The organism is Arthrobacter sp. DualSoilB13, from assembly GCF_055389195.1.
Genome location: NZ_AP035865.1, coordinates 2,338,913 through 2,357,603, shown reverse-complemented (window position 1 = coordinate 2,357,603; position 18,691 = coordinate 2,338,913). Strand labels below are relative to the sequence as shown.

Genomic DNA, 18,691 nt, shown 5'->3' with positions numbered 1-18,691 from the left:
TTCTACAGCTGGATCGGCGAAAGGCCTGGGTTGACTACTGCATTACCGGAACTGGCGGACGGCGACTTTTACTACGAATCACTGGGTGGGGGCCGCTACCGGTCCACCCTTCACGCCCAAGGTGCCTGGAATCCCCACGAACAACATATGGCTCCGGCGTCGGGCATCATCGCAGATGCCTTGGTCCGCCATGAGCCACGGAACGACGTCCGCCTGGCGCGGATCAGCTATGAAATCCTCGGGCTGATTCCCGGCGGTGAATTCCAGGTCACCACCTCGACGCTGAGGCCGGGAAGGACCATTGAACTCCTTCAGGCAGAGCTTTCGGCAGGGGGTCGCGTGGCTATCCGTGCCGCCGCGTGGCGCATGATCACCAGCGACACCAGCGCCGTGGCCGCGGTGGAGGATGAGTCCATGCCGGCCCCTGATGAATGCAAGCCATGGGATGGGGCGAGCGTGTGGCCCGGTGGTTACATCCGGTCTTTGGAGATGCGCATCGCTGAGGGACACCGTCCTGGATCAGGCAAGGTTTGGATCCGGACGTCCCATCCGCTGACGAACCACAACGACAGCTCCGATGTGGCCCGCCTGTTGGGGCTGGTGGACACCGCGAATGGCATAGCCGCACGCGTTCCTCCGGGTGAAAACAGCTACATTTTTCCTAACGTGGATCTTCAAATCCATATGTATCGCGCTCCGTCCGGTGAATGGCTGGGTCTGGATAACAAGGTCTCTTTCGGAGCGGACGGCATCGGCCTGACCTCCACTGTGCTCCATGACCTCAACGGACCCTTCGGGCGGGCCGAGCAGATCCTGACCCTGAGGAAAAGCTGATGAGCGGGTTGGAAGCAGAGGCCCGCCAGCTCACTGTCTACCGCCAGAAGGAATCCATGGGTGCGGCTGCGGACCTTGATTTCGCTTTGGAGCTGCTTCAGCATGCCCGTAACGGAAATCTGGGCCCGTCCCTTCGCCTGTATCGACCACAGCCCACGGTTGCTTTCGGTCAGCGCGACGCCAACTTGCCAGGGTTTCAGGCTGCGGCAGAGGCGTGCCGGGAGCTGGGGTTCGAGCCGCTCATACGCAAAGCCGGAGGCCGCGCCGCTGCTTATCACCAAGGGACCTTGGTCATTGATCACATTGAGCCTCACCCTGACGCGATCGTTCGCGCCAAAGCCCGTTTTTCCGAGTTTGGTGAGCTGCTGGCCGGAGCGCTGAGAAGCGTAGGCGTTCATGCCGCCGTCGGTGAGATTCCCGGTGAATACTGTCCGGGGGAGTTTAGTGTCCACGGCGAGGACCCCGATTTCCCTGCACACCGCATCAAACTGATTGGTACAGCCCAACGTGTGGTTTCCGGCGGGTGGTTGTTTAGTTCGGTGATTGTGGTGGAGGATTCCAAGCCCATTCGTGAAGTCCTGGCGGCGAGCTACGCGGCGCTTGGGTTGGAGTGGGATCCTGCCACTGCTGGTGCGGCCAATGACCTGCTCCCGCACCTGGATGTTCAGTCGGTGGAGGATGCCGTTGTTGAGGCTTACCGCGGGTACGCGGAAGTTCTCGACGGCGACTTCCGCAGCCTAGTGGGGTAGGGGCGTCAGCCCGTACCCCACTATTTGCGCTTGGTGTCAGTGCCCGCGGGCGATCCATTCATCCAGGTGCGGCTTCTCTGCGCCGATGGTGGTGGAATCGCCGTGTCCCGTGCGGACCACGGTTTCCTCCGGTAGTGGCAGGAGCTTTGTCCGGATGGACTCGATGATGGTGGGGAAATCGCTGTAGGACCGTCCGGTCGCACCGGGTCCGCCTTGGAAGAGCGTGTCTCCGCTGAAGAGTGTCTCTTCGCTTGCAAGGTGGAACGAAACGGATCCTGGAGAGTGTCCGGGAGTGTGGATCGCTTTCACCGTTGCGCCGGCCACGGTGAACTCGTCACCGTCCACGATCGCCACATCAGGGTCAACGTGGGGGAACACGGCCTTCCACAGCATCCAATCGTCCTGATGCAGGTGGATGGGAGCCGTGACGAGCTCCCGGAAAGCACCTGCGGAACTGATGTGGTCGTCATGGCCGTGTGTTAGCAGGATGGCTTTGACGTCTCGGCCACCCACGGCCGCACGGATTGCTTCAGGGTTGTGGGCGGGGTCGATGACGATGCATTCGGTGGCGTTGCCGATGATCCAGACGTTGTTGTCCACGTCCCAGGTTCCTCCGTCGAGGGAGAATGTCCCGGAGGTTACTACCTGATCGATCGTGAGGTTGCCGGCGCTCACAGTTCAACCACCGATCGGAGGACTGCGCCATCGTGCATTTTGTCGAACGCCTCTTCCACCTGGTCGATGGTGATGCGCTCTGTAACGAAGGCGTCCAGGTCCAGTTTGCCCTGCTTATACAGGTCCACGAGCATGGGGAAGTCACGGGAGGGCAGGCAGTCGCCATACCATGAGGATTTGAGTGAACCGCCGCGGCCGAAGACATCCAGCAGCGGCAGTTCCAAGGTCATCTCCGGTGTGGGGACACCAACCAGGACAACGGTGCCTGCGAGGTCGCGGGCGTAGAACGCCTGCTTATAAGTTTCGGGACGTCCGACGGCGTCAATCACCACGTCTGCGCCGAAGCCGGCTGTCAAGGCCCGGATTTCCTCGATGGGGTCCGCTGCGGATGAGTCCACGGTGTGGGTTGCGCCGAGGTCCTTGGCACGCTGGAGCTTCTTTGCGTCGATGTCGACGGCAATGATGGTGGTGGCCCCTGCGAGCGCGGCGCCGGCGATGGCTGCTACGCCCACTCCTCCGCAGCCGATCACAGCAACGGAGTCGCCTCGCTTGACGTTGCCGGTGTTGAGCGCTGCGCCCAAACCTGCCATGACGCCGCAGCCGAGCAGGCCGACGGCGGCGGCATCGGCGTCGGGGTCTACCTTGGTGCATTGGCCGGCGGCGACCAGGGTCTTTTCGATGAACGCGCCGATGCCGAGGGCCGGTGAGAGTTCCGTGCCGTCTTCGAGGGTCATTTTTTGGGTGGCGTTGTGGGTGTTGAAGCAGTACTGGGCTTGGCCGCGGTTGCATGCGCGACAGTTGCCGCAGACTGCACGCCAGTTCAGGACGACACGGTCGCCCGGGGCTACGTCTGTGACGTCGGGGCCTACTGCGCTGACAACGCCGGTGGCTTCATGGCCGAGGAGGAACGGAAAGTCGTCGCTGATGCCGCCGAGTTTGTAGTGGAGATCGGTGTGGCAGACGCCGCTGGTGAGGATGTCCACCAAGGCTTCGCCGGGGCCGGGTTCCGGGACGAGGATGGTTTCCAGGGTTGCGGGGGCGCCTTTGGAGCGGACGACGACACCTTTGACTGCGTGGACCATGGGATGTTCCCTTCGGGCTTTTGGGGCGCGGGTCCTTTCTGTGGTGCAAAAAGGGCCCGCTACGGATTCCCATTCTGTCTATCACAGGTGGCAGACAGAGTGGGATTGTTCCGTGCGGGCCCAACAGCGGTGGTGTGGCAGACTATGCGGCCAGTCGGCTCTCCACCTCGGAAGCGGACGGGTTGGTGGCCGCGGTTCCGTCAGGGAAAAGCACGGTGGGTACGGTGCGGTTGCCTCCGTTGAGCTGCTCGACGAGTTCGGCCGTGCCATCTACTTCTTCGATGTTGATCTCGGTGTAGCCGATGCCCTTGGCGTCCAGCTGCTTTTTGAGGCGGTTGCAATAACCGCACCAGGTGGTCGAGAACATGGTGATGGTGCCGGAGTCGGGAGTGAAGTCCACAGAGCTCTCCTCAGTATGGGTTGTTAATGCAGGGTGGTTCGTCGGTAACAACGGTAACCCGCGTCCGAATAATTCCCGTTCGGCAGCAGGGCCGGGTTACGTCACATGCCGGTGCTGGTGCGTTGTCCGAGGAGAGGGCAGACTGTTGCCATGTGTGGACGTTATGTAATGGCTCGTGCGGTGGGGGACCTCCTCGCTGATTTTGACGCCGAACTTGAGAACGAGATTGCGCTGGAGAAGTCGTGGAATGTGGCTCCGACCGATGCCGTTCCTATTGTTTTGGAGAGGCTGATTGACGAGGACGTGAAGCGGCAGCTCCATGTGGCGAAGTGGGGTCTGGTGCCATCATGGGCGAAGGATCCCAAGGCTGGTGCCAGGCTTATCAACGCTCGAAGCGAGACGCTGTTGGAAAAGCCGTCCTTCAAGAAGGCCGCCGTTGCCAGGCGTTGCGCAGTTCCGGCAGACGGTTATTACGAATGGAAGAAGGGCGAGGGTAAGAACAAGCAACCGTATTATGTGCACCCGGGGGATGGCCACGGTTTGGTCTTTGCAGGCTTGTATGAGTGGTGGCGTGACCAGTCTGCATCCGATGATGATCCGGGGCGTTGGTTGCTGTCCATGTCCATCCTGACTGCCGATACCCCAACGGCGGATGAGGCCAAGACCCGGCGCAGTGCCTCGGTGTTTGACGAACTGACTGCCCTCCATGACCGCGTTCCCTTGCCGATGAGCACTGAGACGATGGAAGCGTGGTTGGATCCGAGGGAGAAGGACGCTCAAGGGTTGGTGGATCTGGTCCGCTCCAAGGCGCACGACGCCGCGGCCGGGTGGAGGTTGGACGCTGTGGGCGCAGCGGTGGGAAATGTCCGCAATAACTCACCGGAACTCATTGAACCGGTGGAAGCTCTCTTCTAGGAACTACAGGAACTACAAAGCGTCCAGGACCTACAGAGCTTCGGTGACGGGCACGCCGGATTGGAACTCCCGGCCATCGGCTTCGCTGAAGCCTGTCATGACGTGGCCTTTGCTAAGCCCGTGGATGGCAGACATCGGAAAATTCCCTGTGATGACGTTGCCGGAATGCTCTACGCCTTTGATGTCGTAGTTCTCCTCGGCACTGAGGGAGTGGTTGAACGAATAGAAGGAAATCGCCTCTCCGTTCATGAACTCTATGCCGAGCCTGCGCTGTGAGGAATAGTCCTCGCTGGCAGCAACAAGGCCCACGACGTAAGCGCCGGAGCCTGGTATGTTGCCATCGATTTCGAACCTTGCCACGAGGTTGTCGTCTTCGGCCGAGATGTTGACCTGCTTCAGGAGTGCATCATTGGTGCTCATGCCACAATCCTGCTCTGTGGACCGGCTGCCGTCCACCCCTTGACTTTCATCCCTCCAACAGACGCAGGATGTTGCGCGCCACTGTGGCTGTGTCAAGGTCCTGCCCCGTCCTCGCGGTCAGCAGGTGAAGGGCGAGCCCGTCGCTGTAGTCGGAGATTGCTTCCGCCCGGCTGCGTGCTTCAGATATGCCCATGGCGTCGAGCAATTGCGCCAAGGCTGATACCAGCCGCTCGTGCCCGGCAGTGACAACACCTGGCTGGTCTAGGGCAAAGGCGAACCTGGCGCGGGTCAGTTCGGCGTTCTGGTGCGCGAGTCCCATGACTGCTCCGGCGATCTGATCCGCCAAGTCGGCTACCGACGTCGGGATGTCCGTTCCACCCTGCTGCAGCAGGAGGCGGTCACGTTCTTCAACGCGGTCGACGGCGGCCCCCATGAGTGCTGCCCGGTTGCGGAAATAGTTCGAGGTAGTTCCGACGGCGACACCTGCTTGGGCGTCGACGGCCCTGTGCGTGAGTCCTTTGAGTCCCTTGGCAGCAACGACGGCGAGGGCGGCGTCGGCTAGTTCACTTCGGCGGTCCGGCATGGCGAAAGTCTAGCTTCAACCCCTACCGGCACTACAAATGTAGTAGTACTGTGAACCCATGGAAAAGGTGGACATCATTGGTGGAGGGATCGCCGGGCTGGCGCTCGCAGGAATACTGGACCCCGGCAAGTTCGACGTCACCATCTACGAGCAGCGCCCCGAACTCCCCACTGTTGGAACAACCCTCGCCATGTGGCCGGAAGCCCAACGCGCGCTCTCAGAGCTGGGGATACTCGGAGCTGCACGGAGTCGCGGAGCCAAGATCAAAACCGGCGCCCTCCGCCGCCCCTCGGGAGAACCCCTGCTGTCCATGGAAGGTGAAGGCCTCCTTGGAATATCCCGGCCCGAACTCCTGAGGCTGCTGGACACGGCAGTGCCTCGTTCCGTGAGCCGGGCAGTAGCCAGAGTGGACAAGCTGCCGGGTACTGCCGGGCTGACCGTGGGCGCAGATGGCGTCAACAGCATTGTCCGGCGGCACTTCAGAGGCCCGCAGAGCGAAGCAAGGCCAACACCATTCCTGGCCGTCAGGGGAGTCATCCCCGGAACCCCGCTCCCGGAGGACATCGGCGAATACTGGGGGCGTGGCGAGATATTCGGCTTGGCGCCAGCTGAGGGCGGAAGCAACTGGTACGCTTCATTCCGCTCAGACCTGGGGCCGGACAAAGTAGACGTCGCAGAAGCCCTCGAAGTGACACGAAACCGCTACGCAAACCACGCGAGCGCCGTACAGGAAGTACTCGCAAAGGCCAGGCTGGACACCACGCTTGCCCAACGCATCTGGATCTGCCCTCCCCTGATCAAATACTCGCAGGGAAACGTTGTGTTGATAGGGGATGCCGCCCACGCCATGACACCAAACCTGGGGCGGGGCGCCTGTGAAGCGCTGATCGATGCAGTGACACTGGGCAAACTTCTAAATGGGCTGCCCAGTGAAAAGGCGCTCGCAGCCTATGGCAGGAAGCGCATCATGCGCACGCAACTACTCCGGGTTGCTTCTTCCCTCATGGGGACTGTCGCCCTCGCCCAGGGTGCACAACCATGGCGAGACGCCTTGCTCAAGCAAGTTGGAAAGCGAGTATCGCGAACCCGGGAAAGGGCATCAACTTCGAACTAGGTTTTGTCAGGGCGTCGGCGTAAACTGAAATTATTCGAACATACTTTCGAATCATTATTCCGGCGTAAGAGGTGAAGGCATGGGGCTGTTCAGCGAGTCAGTAGGCGTGAGCTGCACGGACACCGGCCAGCCGCAGGAAGTCCACTGGAAAGGAACGCAGTACACCGTCACCAACGAACCCGTTCGCTGGTACGAGCGCCGGCAATGGTGGCTTGAAGAAAGCCGTGCACCCCTGGGAAGCGGAGCCGGCCTGGTTGACCACGAGATCTGGCGGGTACAACTGCTGCCTTCTTCCGCTGAACCGGAAACCAGCCACTGCATCACCCTCGATCTGGTCCGGCACCTGGGCAGCGGACGGTGGAGACTCCTGCGCATCCATGACGCCGCACCATCACGTGCAGTAGAACCCGACGAAGCAGCGTGAACCCTTGAGCTTCACCCATCTGCACGTCTCCACAGCCTTCAGCGCACACTACGGCGTCTCCTGGCCCGAAGAACTCGCCCAAGCCGCCGCAGCAGACGGAGCCACAGCTCTCGCCTGTACCGACCGTGACGGCCTGTATGGCACTATCAAACACCTCAAAGCATGCATGGACGCAGGCATCCACCCCATCGTCGGAGTAGACCTGGCCGTATTCGACGACGACGGCGACCACCGCACCCAAGTGGCGGGCCGCGTCGTCGTACTCGCCCACGGAAACAACAACGGCGCCGGATACAGGGCACTGTGCCGCCTCATATCCGACGCCCACGCGCGCACCTCCGGGAAAGCCGGGGGAGCAATCCCACCTGCGGTCACCCGAGGCGAACTCGCCTCCAGAACCCTGGACCCCAAAACCCTCAAACCAGTCCTCACCGTACTCGTAGGGCCCGACTCCGACGTAGGCCGGGCCATGGGCGGACGCAAATACCTCAAGCCCAGAACCCTCTTCAAACAATGGATCGACGCCATGCCCCCCGGCACCATGGTGGCCGAAGTCGTTTCCCACCTCAGCGCCCCCGGACAGCCACTCAGCACAGCCCACGCCGTACGCATGCTCAAACTCGCCCTCGAATTCAACACCCCCGCAATACTCAGCAACGCCGTCCGCTACTGCGCCCAGGACGGCGCCGCCACTGCAGATGTACTCGACTCCGCACGCACCCTCAAATCCCTTCCGGAACTCTCAACTGAACCCCTCCTCCAGCCAACAGGGCAGGGATGGCTGAAGACCCCGCAACAAATGCACCAACTCGGCAAAGAAATCATGAACGCCGCGGGCCAGGGGAAAGCCGACCTCACCAAACTCCTCGCAAACACAGAAGCGCTCGCCGACAAATGCCGCATCGACCCCATTCTCGACATGGGTTGGAAGAAGCCGGTAGTCCCTGAAGCCTCCATCATCGGCATCACCGCAGACCCCATGGTTGAACTCACCCAACGCTGTGAAGCAGGAATCAACAGACGGTTCCCAGGCATCAACGGAAACCTGGAAAAAAACCTGCGCTCGCGGTTGGAGCATGAGCTGGAAATCATTGCCGGACTCGGTTTTGCTTCGTACTTCCTCACCGTGGCAGAGGTCACCACAATGATCCTCGATATGGGTGTCCGTGTTGCTGCAAGGGGATCCGGCGCGTCAAGTCTGGTCAACTACTTGATCGATATCAGTCAGGTTGACCCGATACGCCACGACCTTATTTTTGAACGTTTTCTCTCCGGCCGGCGGTCCACCCTGCCTGATATCGACATTGATGTGGAAAGTGCTGAAAGGCATAACGTCTACCGAAAGATTTTTGACCGCTTCGGGGCTGAACGAGTCACCCTGATGAGCATGCAAAACGGGTACAGGGCACGTGGTGCAGTGCGGGATGCGGGCATGGCACTGGGGATGCCTGACGAAGAAGTGGGCGAAATTGCCAAGCAGCTGTGGAGATTCTCTGCGCGCAAATTCCGTGAAGCCCTGGTGGAGAAGCCGGAGCTTCGGGATTTTGCGGGGCGGGTGGAACGAGGAGCCCTGGAGGAGAACCAGCAGCTGGATTTGCTGGTGGATCTTACAGAAAGGCTGGATCGCTTGCCCCGGCATATTTCCATGCACCCTTGCGGAGTGATTTTGGGAAATGCCACCCTCCTGGATAGAACTCCGGTCCAACCCAGCGGTTTGGGTCTGCCCATGAGCCAGTTCGATAAACACGATATGGACCCCATGGGCATGCTAAAGCTGGATGTCCTGGGAGTGCGCATGCAAAGTGCCATGGCCTTTGCGGTCCGGGAAGTGATTCGGCTTCATCCTTCCAAAGCTGAGGTTGTCGCAGCGGGTAAGCACCCCGTGGAGCCGGGCGGGAATGGTCCCGACTACATTGCTCATGACGGCAGGATTAACCTCAATGCCGTCCCTTTCGACGATCAGGCCACCTTTGAGCTGATACGTAGTACCCACACACTTGGTTGCTTCCAGATCGAGTCCCCGGGGCAGCGTGAACTCATCGGAAAAATGGCTCCCCGGGAATTCAATGACCTGATCATCGATATCTCTCTTTTCCGGCCTGGACCCATGAAGTCGGACATGGTGCGGCCCTTCCTGGAGCATCGCCATGGGTTTGCTCCTGAGATTTACCCCCACCCGGACCTCAAGCCAGTTCTCCAGGAAACGCACGGGGTCACGGTTTTCCATGAGCAGATTTTGAAAACCTTCCACGTTATGACCAATTGCGGCTTGGACAGGGCCGACGAATTTCGTCGAGCCCTGGGCGACGAAGTACATGAGCCGGGAGTAGAAAAGTACTTCCGACGGGAAGCAATCAAAAAATACCCTCCAGAAGTGGTGGATAAAGTTTGGGGGACCCTGAAAGCCTTCGGTAGTTTTGGCTTCTGCAAAGCCCACGGTGCTGCATTTGCCGTACCTACCTATCAGTCAGCCTGGCTCAAGGCCCATCATCCCGAGGCCTTTCTTGCTGGATTGTGGGAACACGATCCCGGGATGTATCCCAAACGGCTGTTGGTCGCTGAAGCGCGCAGGCTGGGGATCCCCATCCTGCCTTTGGATATCAACAGGAGCAAGGCTGAATACAGGGTGGAGAAAATCCATCATGGCTCGGATCAGGGAAAGCTGGGCATCCGCTTGAGCCTGACTGGTATTTACGGGCTTTCAGGAGTGGAACTCAAGAGGATCGTTGCCGGGCAACCTTTCGATTCCCTGGCAGACCTGAGGGCGCGGGCGCGGGTCAGTAAACCGAACATCAAAAGACTGGCCCAGCTGGGCGCCTTTGATGCTTTGCATAAGGACTCCGGAGGAACTGCGAACCGTGCTGACCTTGTGCACCATCTGCAAGCGCTCCAAAGCAGCCCCTCCAAGAAGGCCCCCGATGTCATAGAAGGGCAGCTGTCCTTTGCGCTGGGCGATGTTGAACTGAGAAACCTTGCTCCTGAGCTTCCTGAGCCAACCATGGTGGATAACGTCAGGGCAGAACTTGATCTCATGGCGGTGGATGTCAGCGAACATCTGATGGAAAGTCATCGGCCACTCTTGGACAAATTGGGGGTCACCACGGCAGACAAGCTCCTGGGCTTGCGCAACGGGACCGAAGTCCTGGTAGCAGGGGTCCGAATTGCCACTCAAACCCCGCCCATGCGTGGCGGGCGTCGCGTTGTCTTCATCAGCATCGATGACGGTACTGGCTGCGTGGATTCGGTCTTCTTCCATGAGGCTCAGGAAGACTCCGGGCCTCTGTTGTTTGGTACCCGCCTCCTGCTTATCCGGGGGACCACCAGAAGGACCGGCCCCAAAGGAATCAGCCTCAGTGCCAGCAAAGCCTGGGACCTCAGCCGTCCGGAAGCGTTGCCTTATGCCGAGCTTCTCCCCGCCGAAACCGGGCTACCTGATGGATACACCCACCATGGGCCGCTCCACGGTATTTCCAGGAACCTTGCCATTACTGGTCTGGGAAGCTGAAACCTTGGCACAACCCTGCCTTGAGTAGCCTGATTTAGCCCCGGCGCGCTGCTTTGGCCACCTTCGCTGCAGCGGATACGATTGACGGTGGCTGGCTGTGGTCCCCGTACGCCACAAGCTATGAAGCCTTAACTATGAATAGGAGACACCCGTGTCAGATGCCCAACAGATCACCCTCATCGTCGATGGCGAAGAGACCAAGGTGACGGAAGGGACTACCGGCGCGGAACTCTTCTTCGAGCGCCGCGACGTCGTTGTAGCCCGTGTCAATGGTGTACTCAAGGACCTTGACCAGGTCCTCACCGAGGGTGCAAACGTCGAGGGCGTCACCATCGATTCCCCTGATGGACTCAACGTTCTTCGCCATTCCACGGCCCATGTCATGGCACAGGCTGTGCAGCAGTTGCGCCCCGACGCCAAGCTCGGCATCGGTCCCTACATCACTGACGGCTTCTACTTCGACTTCGACGTTGCTGATCCGTTTACCCCGGAAGACCTGCGCACGCTGGAAAAGATGATGCAAAAAATCATCAACCAGAACCAGAAATTCGTTCGCCGTGTTGTCACTGAAGACGAAGCCCGCGTGGCGATGGCCAATGAGCCCTACAAGCTTGAGTTGCTGGGCAAGAAGAACGATGCAAGCGACGCCGCTGAGGGCGTCAACGTTGAGGTCGGTGCCGGCGACATCACGATTTACGACAATGTGGATCGCAAGAGCGGCGAGAGCATCTGGTGCGATCTTTGCCGCGGACCGCACCTGCAGAACACCAAAATCATCGCCAACGCCTTCGCGTTGACCCGCTCTTCAGCTGCGTACTGGTTGGGCAACCAGAACAACCAGCAACTGCAGCGCATTTACGGCACGGCGTGGCCCACCAAGGAAGCCCTCAAGGCATACCAGGAACGCATCGCCGAAGCAGAGCGACGCGACCACCGCAAGCTCGGCGTGGAACTTGACCTCTTTTCCTTCCCCGACGAACTGGGCTCGGGCCTTCCTGTCTTCCACCCCAAGGGCGGAATCATCCGCAAGGCCATGGAGGATTACTCCCGCCAGCGCCACGTGGACGCCGGATACGAGTTCGTCTACACACCCCACATCACCAAAGGCCACCTCTATGAGGTCTCCGGCCACCTTGACTGGTACAAGGACGGCATGTTCCCGGCGATGCAGGTGGACGCCGAATTCAACGAAGACGGCACAGTGCGGAAGCCGGCGCAGGATTACTACCTGAAGCCGATGAACTGCCCCATGCATAACCTGATCTTCCGTTCCCGGGGGCGCTCTTACCGCGAACTTCCGCTGCGCCTGTTCGAATTCGGATCGGTATACCGCTACGAGAAGTCCGGCGTTGTGCACGGGCTGACCCGCGTCCGCGGCATGACACAGGACGACGCCCACATCTACTGCACCCGCGAGCAGATGAAGGACGAGCTCACCACCACGCTGAACTTCGTTCTGGGCCTGCTCAAGGACTACGGGCTGGATGATTTCTACTTGGAGCTTTCCACCAAGAACGAAGAGAAGTTCGTTGGCGACGACGCCGCGTGGGAGGAAGCCACGCGCACTCTTTCCGAGGTCGCCGCAGCCTCGGGTCTGGAACTCGTTCCGGATCCGGGTGGAGCAGCATTCTATGGCCCCAAGATCTCCGTCCAGGCAAAGGATGCCCTTGGCAGGACCTGGCAGATGTCCACCATTCAACTGGACTTCAACCTGCCGGAGCGCTTCGAACTGGAGTACCAGGCGGCCGACGGCACACGCCAGCGGCCTGTCATGATCCACCGGGCACTGTTCGGTTCGGTGGAACGCTTCATGGGTGTGCTCACCGAGCACTACGCCGGAGCGTTCCCGGCTTGGCTCGCTCCTGTCCAGGTAGTTGGCATTCCTGTGGCCGAGACCTTCAATGACTACATGTTCGACGTCGTCGGCCAACTCAAGGCAGCGGGCATCCGTGCCGAGGTGGACATCTCCTCTGACCGGTTCCCCAAGAAAATTCGTACAGCCAGCAAGGACAAGATCCCGTTCGTCCTGATTGCCGGCGGTGAGGACGCCGAGGCCGGTGCCGTGTCATTCCGCTTCCGGGATGGCAGCCAGGACAACGGCGTGCCCGTGGCCGAGGCGGTCCGCCGGATCGTTGACGCCGTTAAGAACCGCGAGAGCTGACGGAACGGAACACAGACGGTGCAGGAGAACACAGGCGCGGCAGCTGGCCTTCCGGGTGATGCCGACGTAACCGATGACTTCGGATTGGCCGGCGTACCGGACGCGTTTCAGCGCCTGTGGACTCCACACCGGATGGCTTACATCAAGGGCGGGCAGGATCAATTCAAGAACAAGGACGACTGCCCGTTCTGTGTAGGACCCACGCGCTCAGATGAGGAATCCCTGATCGTCCACCGCGGGCGGACCTGTTACGTCGTCCTGAACCTGTTCCCCTACAACCCGGGTCATCTCTTGATCTGCCCCTACCGGCACGTTCCCGATTACACAGACATCACCGTGGAAGAAACCGCCGAGTTCGCCGACCTCACTCAGACCGCTATGCGCGTGTTACGGAAGGTTTCAAATCCGAGCGGCTTCAACCTGGGCATGAACCAAGGGGTGACAGGGGGTGCCGGCATCGCCGCGCATCTGCACCAGCACGTGGTTCCTCGGTGGGGCGGGGACGGAAACTTCTTCCCGATCATCGCCCAGACCAAAGCCATCACGCAGACACTCGATGAGGTCCGCAAGCTTGTGGCTGAAGCCTGGCCGGGGGAGTCGAATGCTCAATAGGCATGCGCGCGGCTTCTTCACTTCACTTTTCACTCCTTTAGCGCGTTGGCTCCTGAGGATCGGTGTGTCTCCGGACGCCGTGACTATTGCCGGGACCCTAGGGGTGATTTTGGGCGGACTCGTCCTCTACCCGCTGGGCTTCCTATGGTGGGGCTCTGTGGTGGTCGCCTTCTTCGCCTTCTCGGACGTCGTCGATGGCATCATGGCGAGGCTGCAGGGCCGCAGCGGTGGCTGGGGTAATTTTCTGGATTCCACCTTGGACAGGCTCGCCGATGGTGCGATCTTTGCAGGCCTCACCATCTGGTATTTCACCGGAGGTGAAGATCCTGCTATTGGTACTGCCGCCGTCATCTGCCTGGTACTCGGCATGGTTGTTTCCTATGCCCGGGCTAAAGCCGAGTCCTTGGGCTACCAGGCGAGCGTGGGAATCGCCGAACGCGCGGAACGTTTGGCATCAGTATTGCTCATCACCGGGCTTACGGGATTGGGTCTCCCACCGGTGGTGTTATTCGGGACCCTGGTGCTCCTGGCCCTGGCGAGTGTCATCACCATTGTTCAGCGCATGTCCACCGTCCGGCGGCAAGCCATGGCCGAAGCCGATGGCACTGCGCCGGCGTAAAGGCCAGAGAACTATAGCTCACGTGTGGAACTGGCAACCGACCAGAGTCGCTGGGCCGCAGTTGTGCACTTGACCTACCACAGCCCGTTGTGTTGCCCTCCAAGGTGGTAATGAATGTACTGCCAGCATGCAAGGTGCGACTACTATTACTAGTACTTGGTCACCTTGACCTGAAACCCGGTGTGCGCTGATTGCGGTCGTGTGGCTGCGCGTGCCTCCGGCAAAAAGGTCGTTTATCTACCCATAGGGGTTTTTGTGTCTACACCAGATGTAAGCAACGAAGCCGGTTCGTCCGCGAACAGCGTCACGGGCAGCAGCCGCGTTAAGCGGGGCATGGCGGAGATGCTCAAGGGCGGCGTCATTATGGACGTCGTTAACGTCGAGCAGGCTCGCATCGCCGAAGATGCCGGTGCCGTGGCCGTCATGGCTCTCGAGCGTGTCCCGGCCGATATCCGCGCCCAGGGCGGCGTGTCCCGCATGTCCGATCCGGACATGATCGATGCGATCATCGCCGCCGTGTCCATCCCGGTCATGGCCAAGGCCCGCATCGGCCACTTCGTCGAAGCCCAGGTCCTGCAGTCCCTCGGTGTTGACTACATCGACGAGTCCGAGGTCCTGACCCCGGCCGACTACATCAACCACATCGACAAGTGGAACTTCACCGTTCCCTTCGTTTGTGGTGCCACAAACCTTGGTGAGGCCCTGCGCCGCATCAACGAGGGCGCGGCCATGATCCGTTCCAAGGGCGAAGCCGGCACCGGCGATGTTTCCAACGCCACCGGGCACATGCGCAAGATCCGCTCCGAGATCGCCAAACTCGCCGCCCTGCCCGAGGACGAGCTGTACGTTGCGGCCAAGGAACTGCAGGCCCCGTACGAGCTGGTCAAGGAAGTTGCCGCCACCGGCAAACTCCCCGTGGTGCTGTTCACCGCCGGCGGCATCGCCACCCCGGCTGATGCTGCGATGATGATGCAGCTCGGCGCGGACGGTGTGTTCGTCGGTTCCGGTATCTTCAAGTCCGGCAACCCGGCAGAGCGCGCCGCCGCCGTCGTGAAGGCCACCACGTTCCACGACGACCCCGACGTCATCGCCAAGGTCTCCCGCGGCCTGGGCGAAGCCATGGTCGGCATCAACGTCGACGACATCCCCCAGCCCCACCGCCTCGCAGAGCGCGGCTGGTAAACAGCTAAAGTAGTACGACGCCGGGCCGGTCACCTTCCAAGGTGACCGGCCCGGCGTCGTTCTCCTCCAGTCCGCGGCGCTTCAGGAGGGGTCCCAGCTCTGCGTCGCGGCCCCGGAAGGCGCGGAACGACTCCAGGGGATCGCGGCTGTTGCCCCGGGAAAGCAGCTCTGATCGGAAGTGATCGCCGTTCGCGCGTGTGAGGCCACCGTGTTCCTTGAACCACTCCACAGTGTCGGCGTCCAGAACCTCGCTCCAAATGTAGGAGTAGTAGCCCGCTGCATACCCCGCACCGGCGAAGATGTGTTGGAAATACCCGGTGCGGTACCGCGGCGGGATCAGCGGGTGCACGATCGCCGCATCAGCCAGCGCCTTGGTTTCGAAGGCGAGAACGTCCTGCGGAACTTCGGACTCGGACAGCACGTGCCAGGCCACGTCCAGAAGTGCGGCCCCGAGGTATTCGGTGGTCGCAAACCCTTCTCCCCATAGCAAGGACTCGTTGAGATTGTCCACGGTGTCAGGGGGGAGTGCCTCCCCCGTGGAATAGTGGCGAGCATAGTTGGCCAGGACCTCGGGCCACATGATCCACATTTCGTTGACCTGGGACGGATACTCCACAAAGTCCCGAGGTACGGACGTCCCGGAGAACCGCGGATAGGTCACGTCGGAAAACAGGCCGTGAAGCGCGTGGCCGAACTCATGGAAAACTGTACGGACTTCGTCCAAGGACAAGAGCGTGGGCTCACCCGGTGCCGGTTTGGTGATGTTGAGGTTGTTGATCACCACGGAACGGGTTCCCAGCAGGCTGGATTGTTCTACAAGGGAATTCATCCAGGCACCTCCGCGCTTTGACTCACGGGTGTAGTAGTCGCCCAGGAAGAGGCCCAGCCCGCTGCCGTCTTCATGTCGGACCTCCCAGACGCGGACGTCAGGGTGATAGCCTTCCAAATCATCGCGCTCATGGAAAGTCACCCCGAAGAGTTGTGTCGCAGCATGGAATACTCCGTCGTTGAGCACAGCATCGAGGCTGAAAAAGGGGCGGAGAGCCTGTTCATCCACCTTAAACTTTTCCTTGCGAACCCGGGCAGAGTAGTACGCCCAATCCCACGGCTCAAGTTCGTGGCCGGCGACTTCCGCTAAAGCCTCCGCCTCCGATTCGGCATTCCTCACGGCTGCGGGGGCCAGCCGAGCCAGCATTGCCTTGACCTCACTGAACCCGGGTGCCGTCTGCTGGTCAATCACCAGCTCAGCAAAGTTGGCAAATCCCAAGAGCGCCGCCTTCTCAGCCCGCAATCGGGCAGTGGCCTTCACCAGGTCACGAACGTCCAAGGCGCCGCCATCGGTGCCGCGTGCCAGGGATGCTTCGTAAAGCCGACGGCGGATGGCCCGGTTTTCCAAGGACGCCAAAGCGGGTTGGTTGCTGGGCTGGATCAGGGTCAGTAAGTACTTACCGTCATGCCCCGCATTCCTGGCTGCTTCCGCGGCGCCGGTGATCGCTTCAGCCGGCAGCCCTGCCAGCTCCTCGGCGTCGTTCAGGAGAAGGGCGGCAGACTTCATGGCCTCTTTGACGCGTTGGCCAAATTCAGTGCCCAATCGTGAGAGCTCGGCGTTGACTTCACGCAGGCGGTGTTGTCCGGCGGCATCGAGCTGGATGCCTGACTGCCGGAACTCTTTGAGGTACTCCTGCACCAGCCGGGACGACTCCGCATCCAATCCTGCTGTGTCGATTGCGGCGAATCGCTCATAGAGTCCGCGATTCATGTAAACCGCGTCTTGATGTGCTGACAGTTTGGGGGACAGCTCTGTTTCCAGCGCTTTGATGGCGTCCGAAGCATCAGCGGAAACCAGTGTGAAGAAGGCTGCGGCAGCCCTGCTGAGCAGTTGTCCTGACCGTTCCATGGCCACGGCTGTGTTTTCCAGGGTGGCGGGCTCCGGGTTGTTCGTGATGCTGGCGATTTCATCCAGATGTGCGCTCAAACCCTCCTCTACGGCCTGGGAGTAATGCTCGGCCGAAATGCCGGCGAAGGGCGGAAGCCCATAGGGCAGATGGCTGGGGCTCAAGAGTGGGTTGGTCATGAAGTGACTCTTTCACGTAAGAATCGTGTCCTCAAGAGCGGCACGCCCGGATGCGTCGGGCCAGCGCCGTAGGATGAAAGTCATGGGCAAGATCACATTTTCCGGGGGACGGTTCCGTACTCACAGGGCGGCACTCGTGGTGAGCGGTATTGCTCTAGCCCTGTCCCTGAGCGCCTGCGGCGTTCTTGCAGAAAACGATGACGCTGAACGCAGCACCGGCGCCTCGGCCCCTGCTGCCCAGACACCCAGTCCGACGCGCACTCCGGCACCAAACCCCACCCCGGGCAAAGGCCCCGCCTGTCCGGAGCTCCGCTGCACCTCCATCACGGTGACAGGTGACATGCTGGTTCATACCCAGCTCTGGCAACAAGCGAGAGCTGACGCAGCTGCGGCGGGTCAGCCCGGCTACACTTTCGTCCCGCTTCTCGAAGGACAACGACGCTACATTCGCAACAGCGACCTCGCCATTTGCCACCAGGAAACACCCGTGGCTGGTCCGGATGGGCCGTTCTCTGCCTACCCGTCCTTCAACGTACCGCCGCAAATCATTACGGCCTCAAAGGATGTTGGATACAAGGCCTGCACGACGGCCAGCAATCACACCATTGACCGCGGCACCGAAGGTTTGCTCCGGACGCTGGACGCCCTGGACGCAGCGGGCCTAAAGCACACCGGTTCCTACCGGACGGAGGCGGCATCCAAGGAGATACTCATGCTCCAGACGGACGCCGCCAAAGTGGCCGTGATTATTGGAACGTATGGCCACAATGGTCAGATCCCGGAATACCCTTGGCTGGTTGACGAGCTGGATCCGGCGGCAATGATCGCGAAGGCAAAACAAGCCAAGGCCCTTGGGGCCGACATCGTCCTGGGAGTCATGCACGCCGGCGACGAGTACGCCAGCGAAGCCAATGCCCAGCAGCAGGAGGTTGCGCACGCGTTGGTGGACAGCGGCCAGTTCACCATGATCTACGGCCACCACACGCACTCGGTGCTGCCGATCGAGAACTACAAAGGCACGTGGATTGTGTACGGGCTCGGCAATGGTGTCACTGAATTGTCACCGTGGTACGTCGTGAACAACGAGGGACTATTGGTCAGGGCACAATTCAGTCAAAACACCTCAGGTGTATGGACTGCTTCTGACCTCGCATGGGCCCCCTCGGTTATTGTTCGGGACCCCTATCGATGGTGTTCCGTAGCCAGCGACGCACCACAAGGGGTCTGCGCGACCCCTGCGGCCGATGCCGCAACCCACCAGCGAACCAAAGCGGTTGTAGAGTCCATGGGAGCAGCCACCGCGGGAGCGCACGAACTGCTGATCACCAAGGAAAAGTAGCGG

17 protein-coding genes are annotated in these 18,691 nt (G+C 60.7%); 11 read left to right on the top strand and 6 right to left on the bottom strand.

Going from position 1 to position 18,691, the window contains the following annotated elements; genetic code table 11:
* Positions 1–30: 30 nt before the first annotated feature.
* Positions 31–834: a thioesterase family protein gene (locus tag ACZ5J0_RS10755; protein WP_223940403.1), complete on the top strand. Its 804-nt coding sequence runs from the start codon at positions 31–33 to the stop codon at positions 832–834.
* On the top strand, positions 834–1,583 hold the full coding sequence (locus ACZ5J0_RS10750) for a lipoate--protein ligase family protein (protein ID WP_142939042.1): 750 nt from the start codon (positions 834–836) through the stop codon (positions 1,581–1,583). Before ACZ5J0_RS10755 ends, ACZ5J0_RS10750 begins: the two co-directional genes overlap by 1 nt.
* 36 nt (positions 1,584–1,619) lie before the next feature.
* On the opposite strand, the gene ACZ5J0_RS10745 is transcribed toward ACZ5J0_RS10750, so the two are convergent.
* The 3 genes from ACZ5J0_RS10745 to ACZ5J0_RS10735 all read right to left on the bottom strand — a co-directional run bounded on the left by ACZ5J0_RS10745 (position 1,620) and on the right by ACZ5J0_RS10735 (position 3,740).
* The gene (locus ACZ5J0_RS10745) at positions 1,620–2,258 is read right to left on the bottom strand and encodes an MBL fold metallo-hydrolase (RefSeq protein WP_142939043.1); all 639 of its coding nucleotides are present in this window, start codon (positions 2,256–2,258) and stop codon (positions 1,620–1,622) included.
* A complete protein-coding gene (locus tag ACZ5J0_RS10740; RefSeq protein WP_142939044.1) occupies positions 2,255–3,340 on the bottom strand; it encodes an S-(hydroxymethyl)mycothiol dehydrogenase in 1,086 nt (361 codons plus the stop codon). Before ACZ5J0_RS10740 ends, ACZ5J0_RS10745 begins: the two co-directional genes overlap by 4 nt.
* 142 nt (positions 3,341–3,482) lie before the next feature.
* A complete protein-coding gene (locus tag ACZ5J0_RS10735) occupies positions 3,483–3,740 on the bottom strand; it encodes a mycoredoxin (RefSeq protein ID WP_018777778.1) in 258 nt (85 codons plus the stop codon).
* 168 nt (positions 3,741–3,908) lie between these two features.
* On the opposite strand from ACZ5J0_RS10735, the gene ACZ5J0_RS10730 reads away from it, so the two are divergent.
* Entirely contained in the window at positions 3,909–4,655 is a 747-nt protein-coding gene (locus ACZ5J0_RS10730; protein WP_238703412.1) for an SOS response-associated peptidase, read from the top strand.
* A 30-nt stretch (positions 4,656–4,685) separates the two neighbouring features.
* On the opposite strand, the gene ACZ5J0_RS10725 is transcribed toward ACZ5J0_RS10730, so the two are convergent.
* Positions 4,686–5,075: a hypothetical protein gene (locus tag ACZ5J0_RS10725; protein WP_014921999.1), complete on the bottom strand. Its 390-nt coding sequence runs from the start codon at positions 5,073–5,075 to the stop codon at positions 4,686–4,688.
* A gap of 46 nt (positions 5,076–5,121) precedes the next feature.
* Positions 5,122–5,658: a TetR/AcrR family transcriptional regulator gene (locus ACZ5J0_RS10720; RefSeq protein ID WP_142939046.1), complete on the bottom strand. Its 537-nt coding sequence runs from the start codon at positions 5,656–5,658 to the stop codon at positions 5,122–5,124.
* A gap of 58 nt (positions 5,659–5,716) precedes the next feature.
* On the opposite strand from ACZ5J0_RS10720, the gene ACZ5J0_RS10715 reads away from it, so the two are divergent.
* The 7 genes from ACZ5J0_RS10715 (at position 5,717) to pdxS (ending at position 15,275) form a co-directional block, all read left to right on the top strand.
* Entirely contained in the window at positions 5,717–6,772 is a 1,056-nt protein-coding gene (locus ACZ5J0_RS10715) for an FAD-dependent monooxygenase (protein ID WP_223940401.1), read from the top strand.
* A 79-nt stretch (positions 6,773–6,851) separates the two neighbouring features.
* Entirely contained in the window at positions 6,852–7,196 is a 345-nt protein-coding gene (locus tag ACZ5J0_RS10710; protein WP_464093094.1) for a DUF6504 family protein, read from the top strand.
* A 4-nt stretch (positions 7,197–7,200) separates the two neighbouring features.
* Entirely contained in the window at positions 7,201–10,701 is a 3,501-nt protein-coding gene (locus tag ACZ5J0_RS10705) for a DNA polymerase III subunit alpha (protein WP_464093093.1), read from the top strand.
* A 151-nt stretch (positions 10,702–10,852) separates the two neighbouring features.
* Positions 10,853–12,862 carry a threonine--tRNA ligase gene (gene thrS / locus ACZ5J0_RS10700; RefSeq protein ID WP_142939050.1) on the top strand — a complete coding sequence of 670 codons (2,010 nt, stop codon included), beginning with the start codon at positions 10,853–10,855 and terminating at the stop codon, positions 12,860–12,862.
* Between the two features lie 18 nt (positions 12,863–12,880).
* Positions 12,881–13,474 carry an HIT family protein gene (locus ACZ5J0_RS10695; RefSeq protein ID WP_166840592.1) on the top strand — a complete coding sequence of 198 codons (594 nt, stop codon included), beginning with the start codon at positions 12,881–12,883 and terminating at the stop codon, positions 13,472–13,474.
* Positions 13,464–14,093 carry a phosphatidylinositol phosphate synthase gene (gene pgsA, locus ACZ5J0_RS10690; RefSeq protein WP_142939052.1) on the top strand — a complete coding sequence of 210 codons (630 nt, stop codon included), beginning with the start codon at positions 13,464–13,466 and terminating at the stop codon, positions 14,091–14,093. The genes ACZ5J0_RS10695 and pgsA overlap by 11 nt, the downstream gene beginning before the upstream one ends.
* 255 nt (positions 14,094–14,348) lie before the next feature.
* A complete protein-coding gene (gene pdxS / locus ACZ5J0_RS10685) occupies positions 14,349–15,275 on the top strand; it encodes a pyridoxal 5'-phosphate synthase lyase subunit PdxS (protein ID WP_017197521.1) in 927 nt (308 codons plus the stop codon).
* Between the two features lie 4 nt (positions 15,276–15,279).
* On the opposite strand, the gene ACZ5J0_RS10680 is transcribed toward pdxS, so the two are convergent.
* On the bottom strand, positions 15,280–17,349 hold the full coding sequence (locus tag ACZ5J0_RS10680) for a M3 family metallopeptidase (protein WP_464093092.1): 2,070 nt from the start codon (positions 17,347–17,349) through the stop codon (positions 15,280–15,282).
* Positions 17,350–17,422: 73 nt separating this feature from the next.
* On the opposite strand from ACZ5J0_RS10680, the gene ACZ5J0_RS10675 reads away from it, so the two are divergent.
* Positions 17,423–18,688, top strand: coding sequence for a CapA family protein (locus ACZ5J0_RS10675; RefSeq protein WP_464094720.1), 1,266 nt, complete (start codon positions 17,423–17,425; stop codon positions 18,686–18,688).
* The last annotated feature ends 3 nt before the right edge of the window (positions 18,689–18,691 follow it).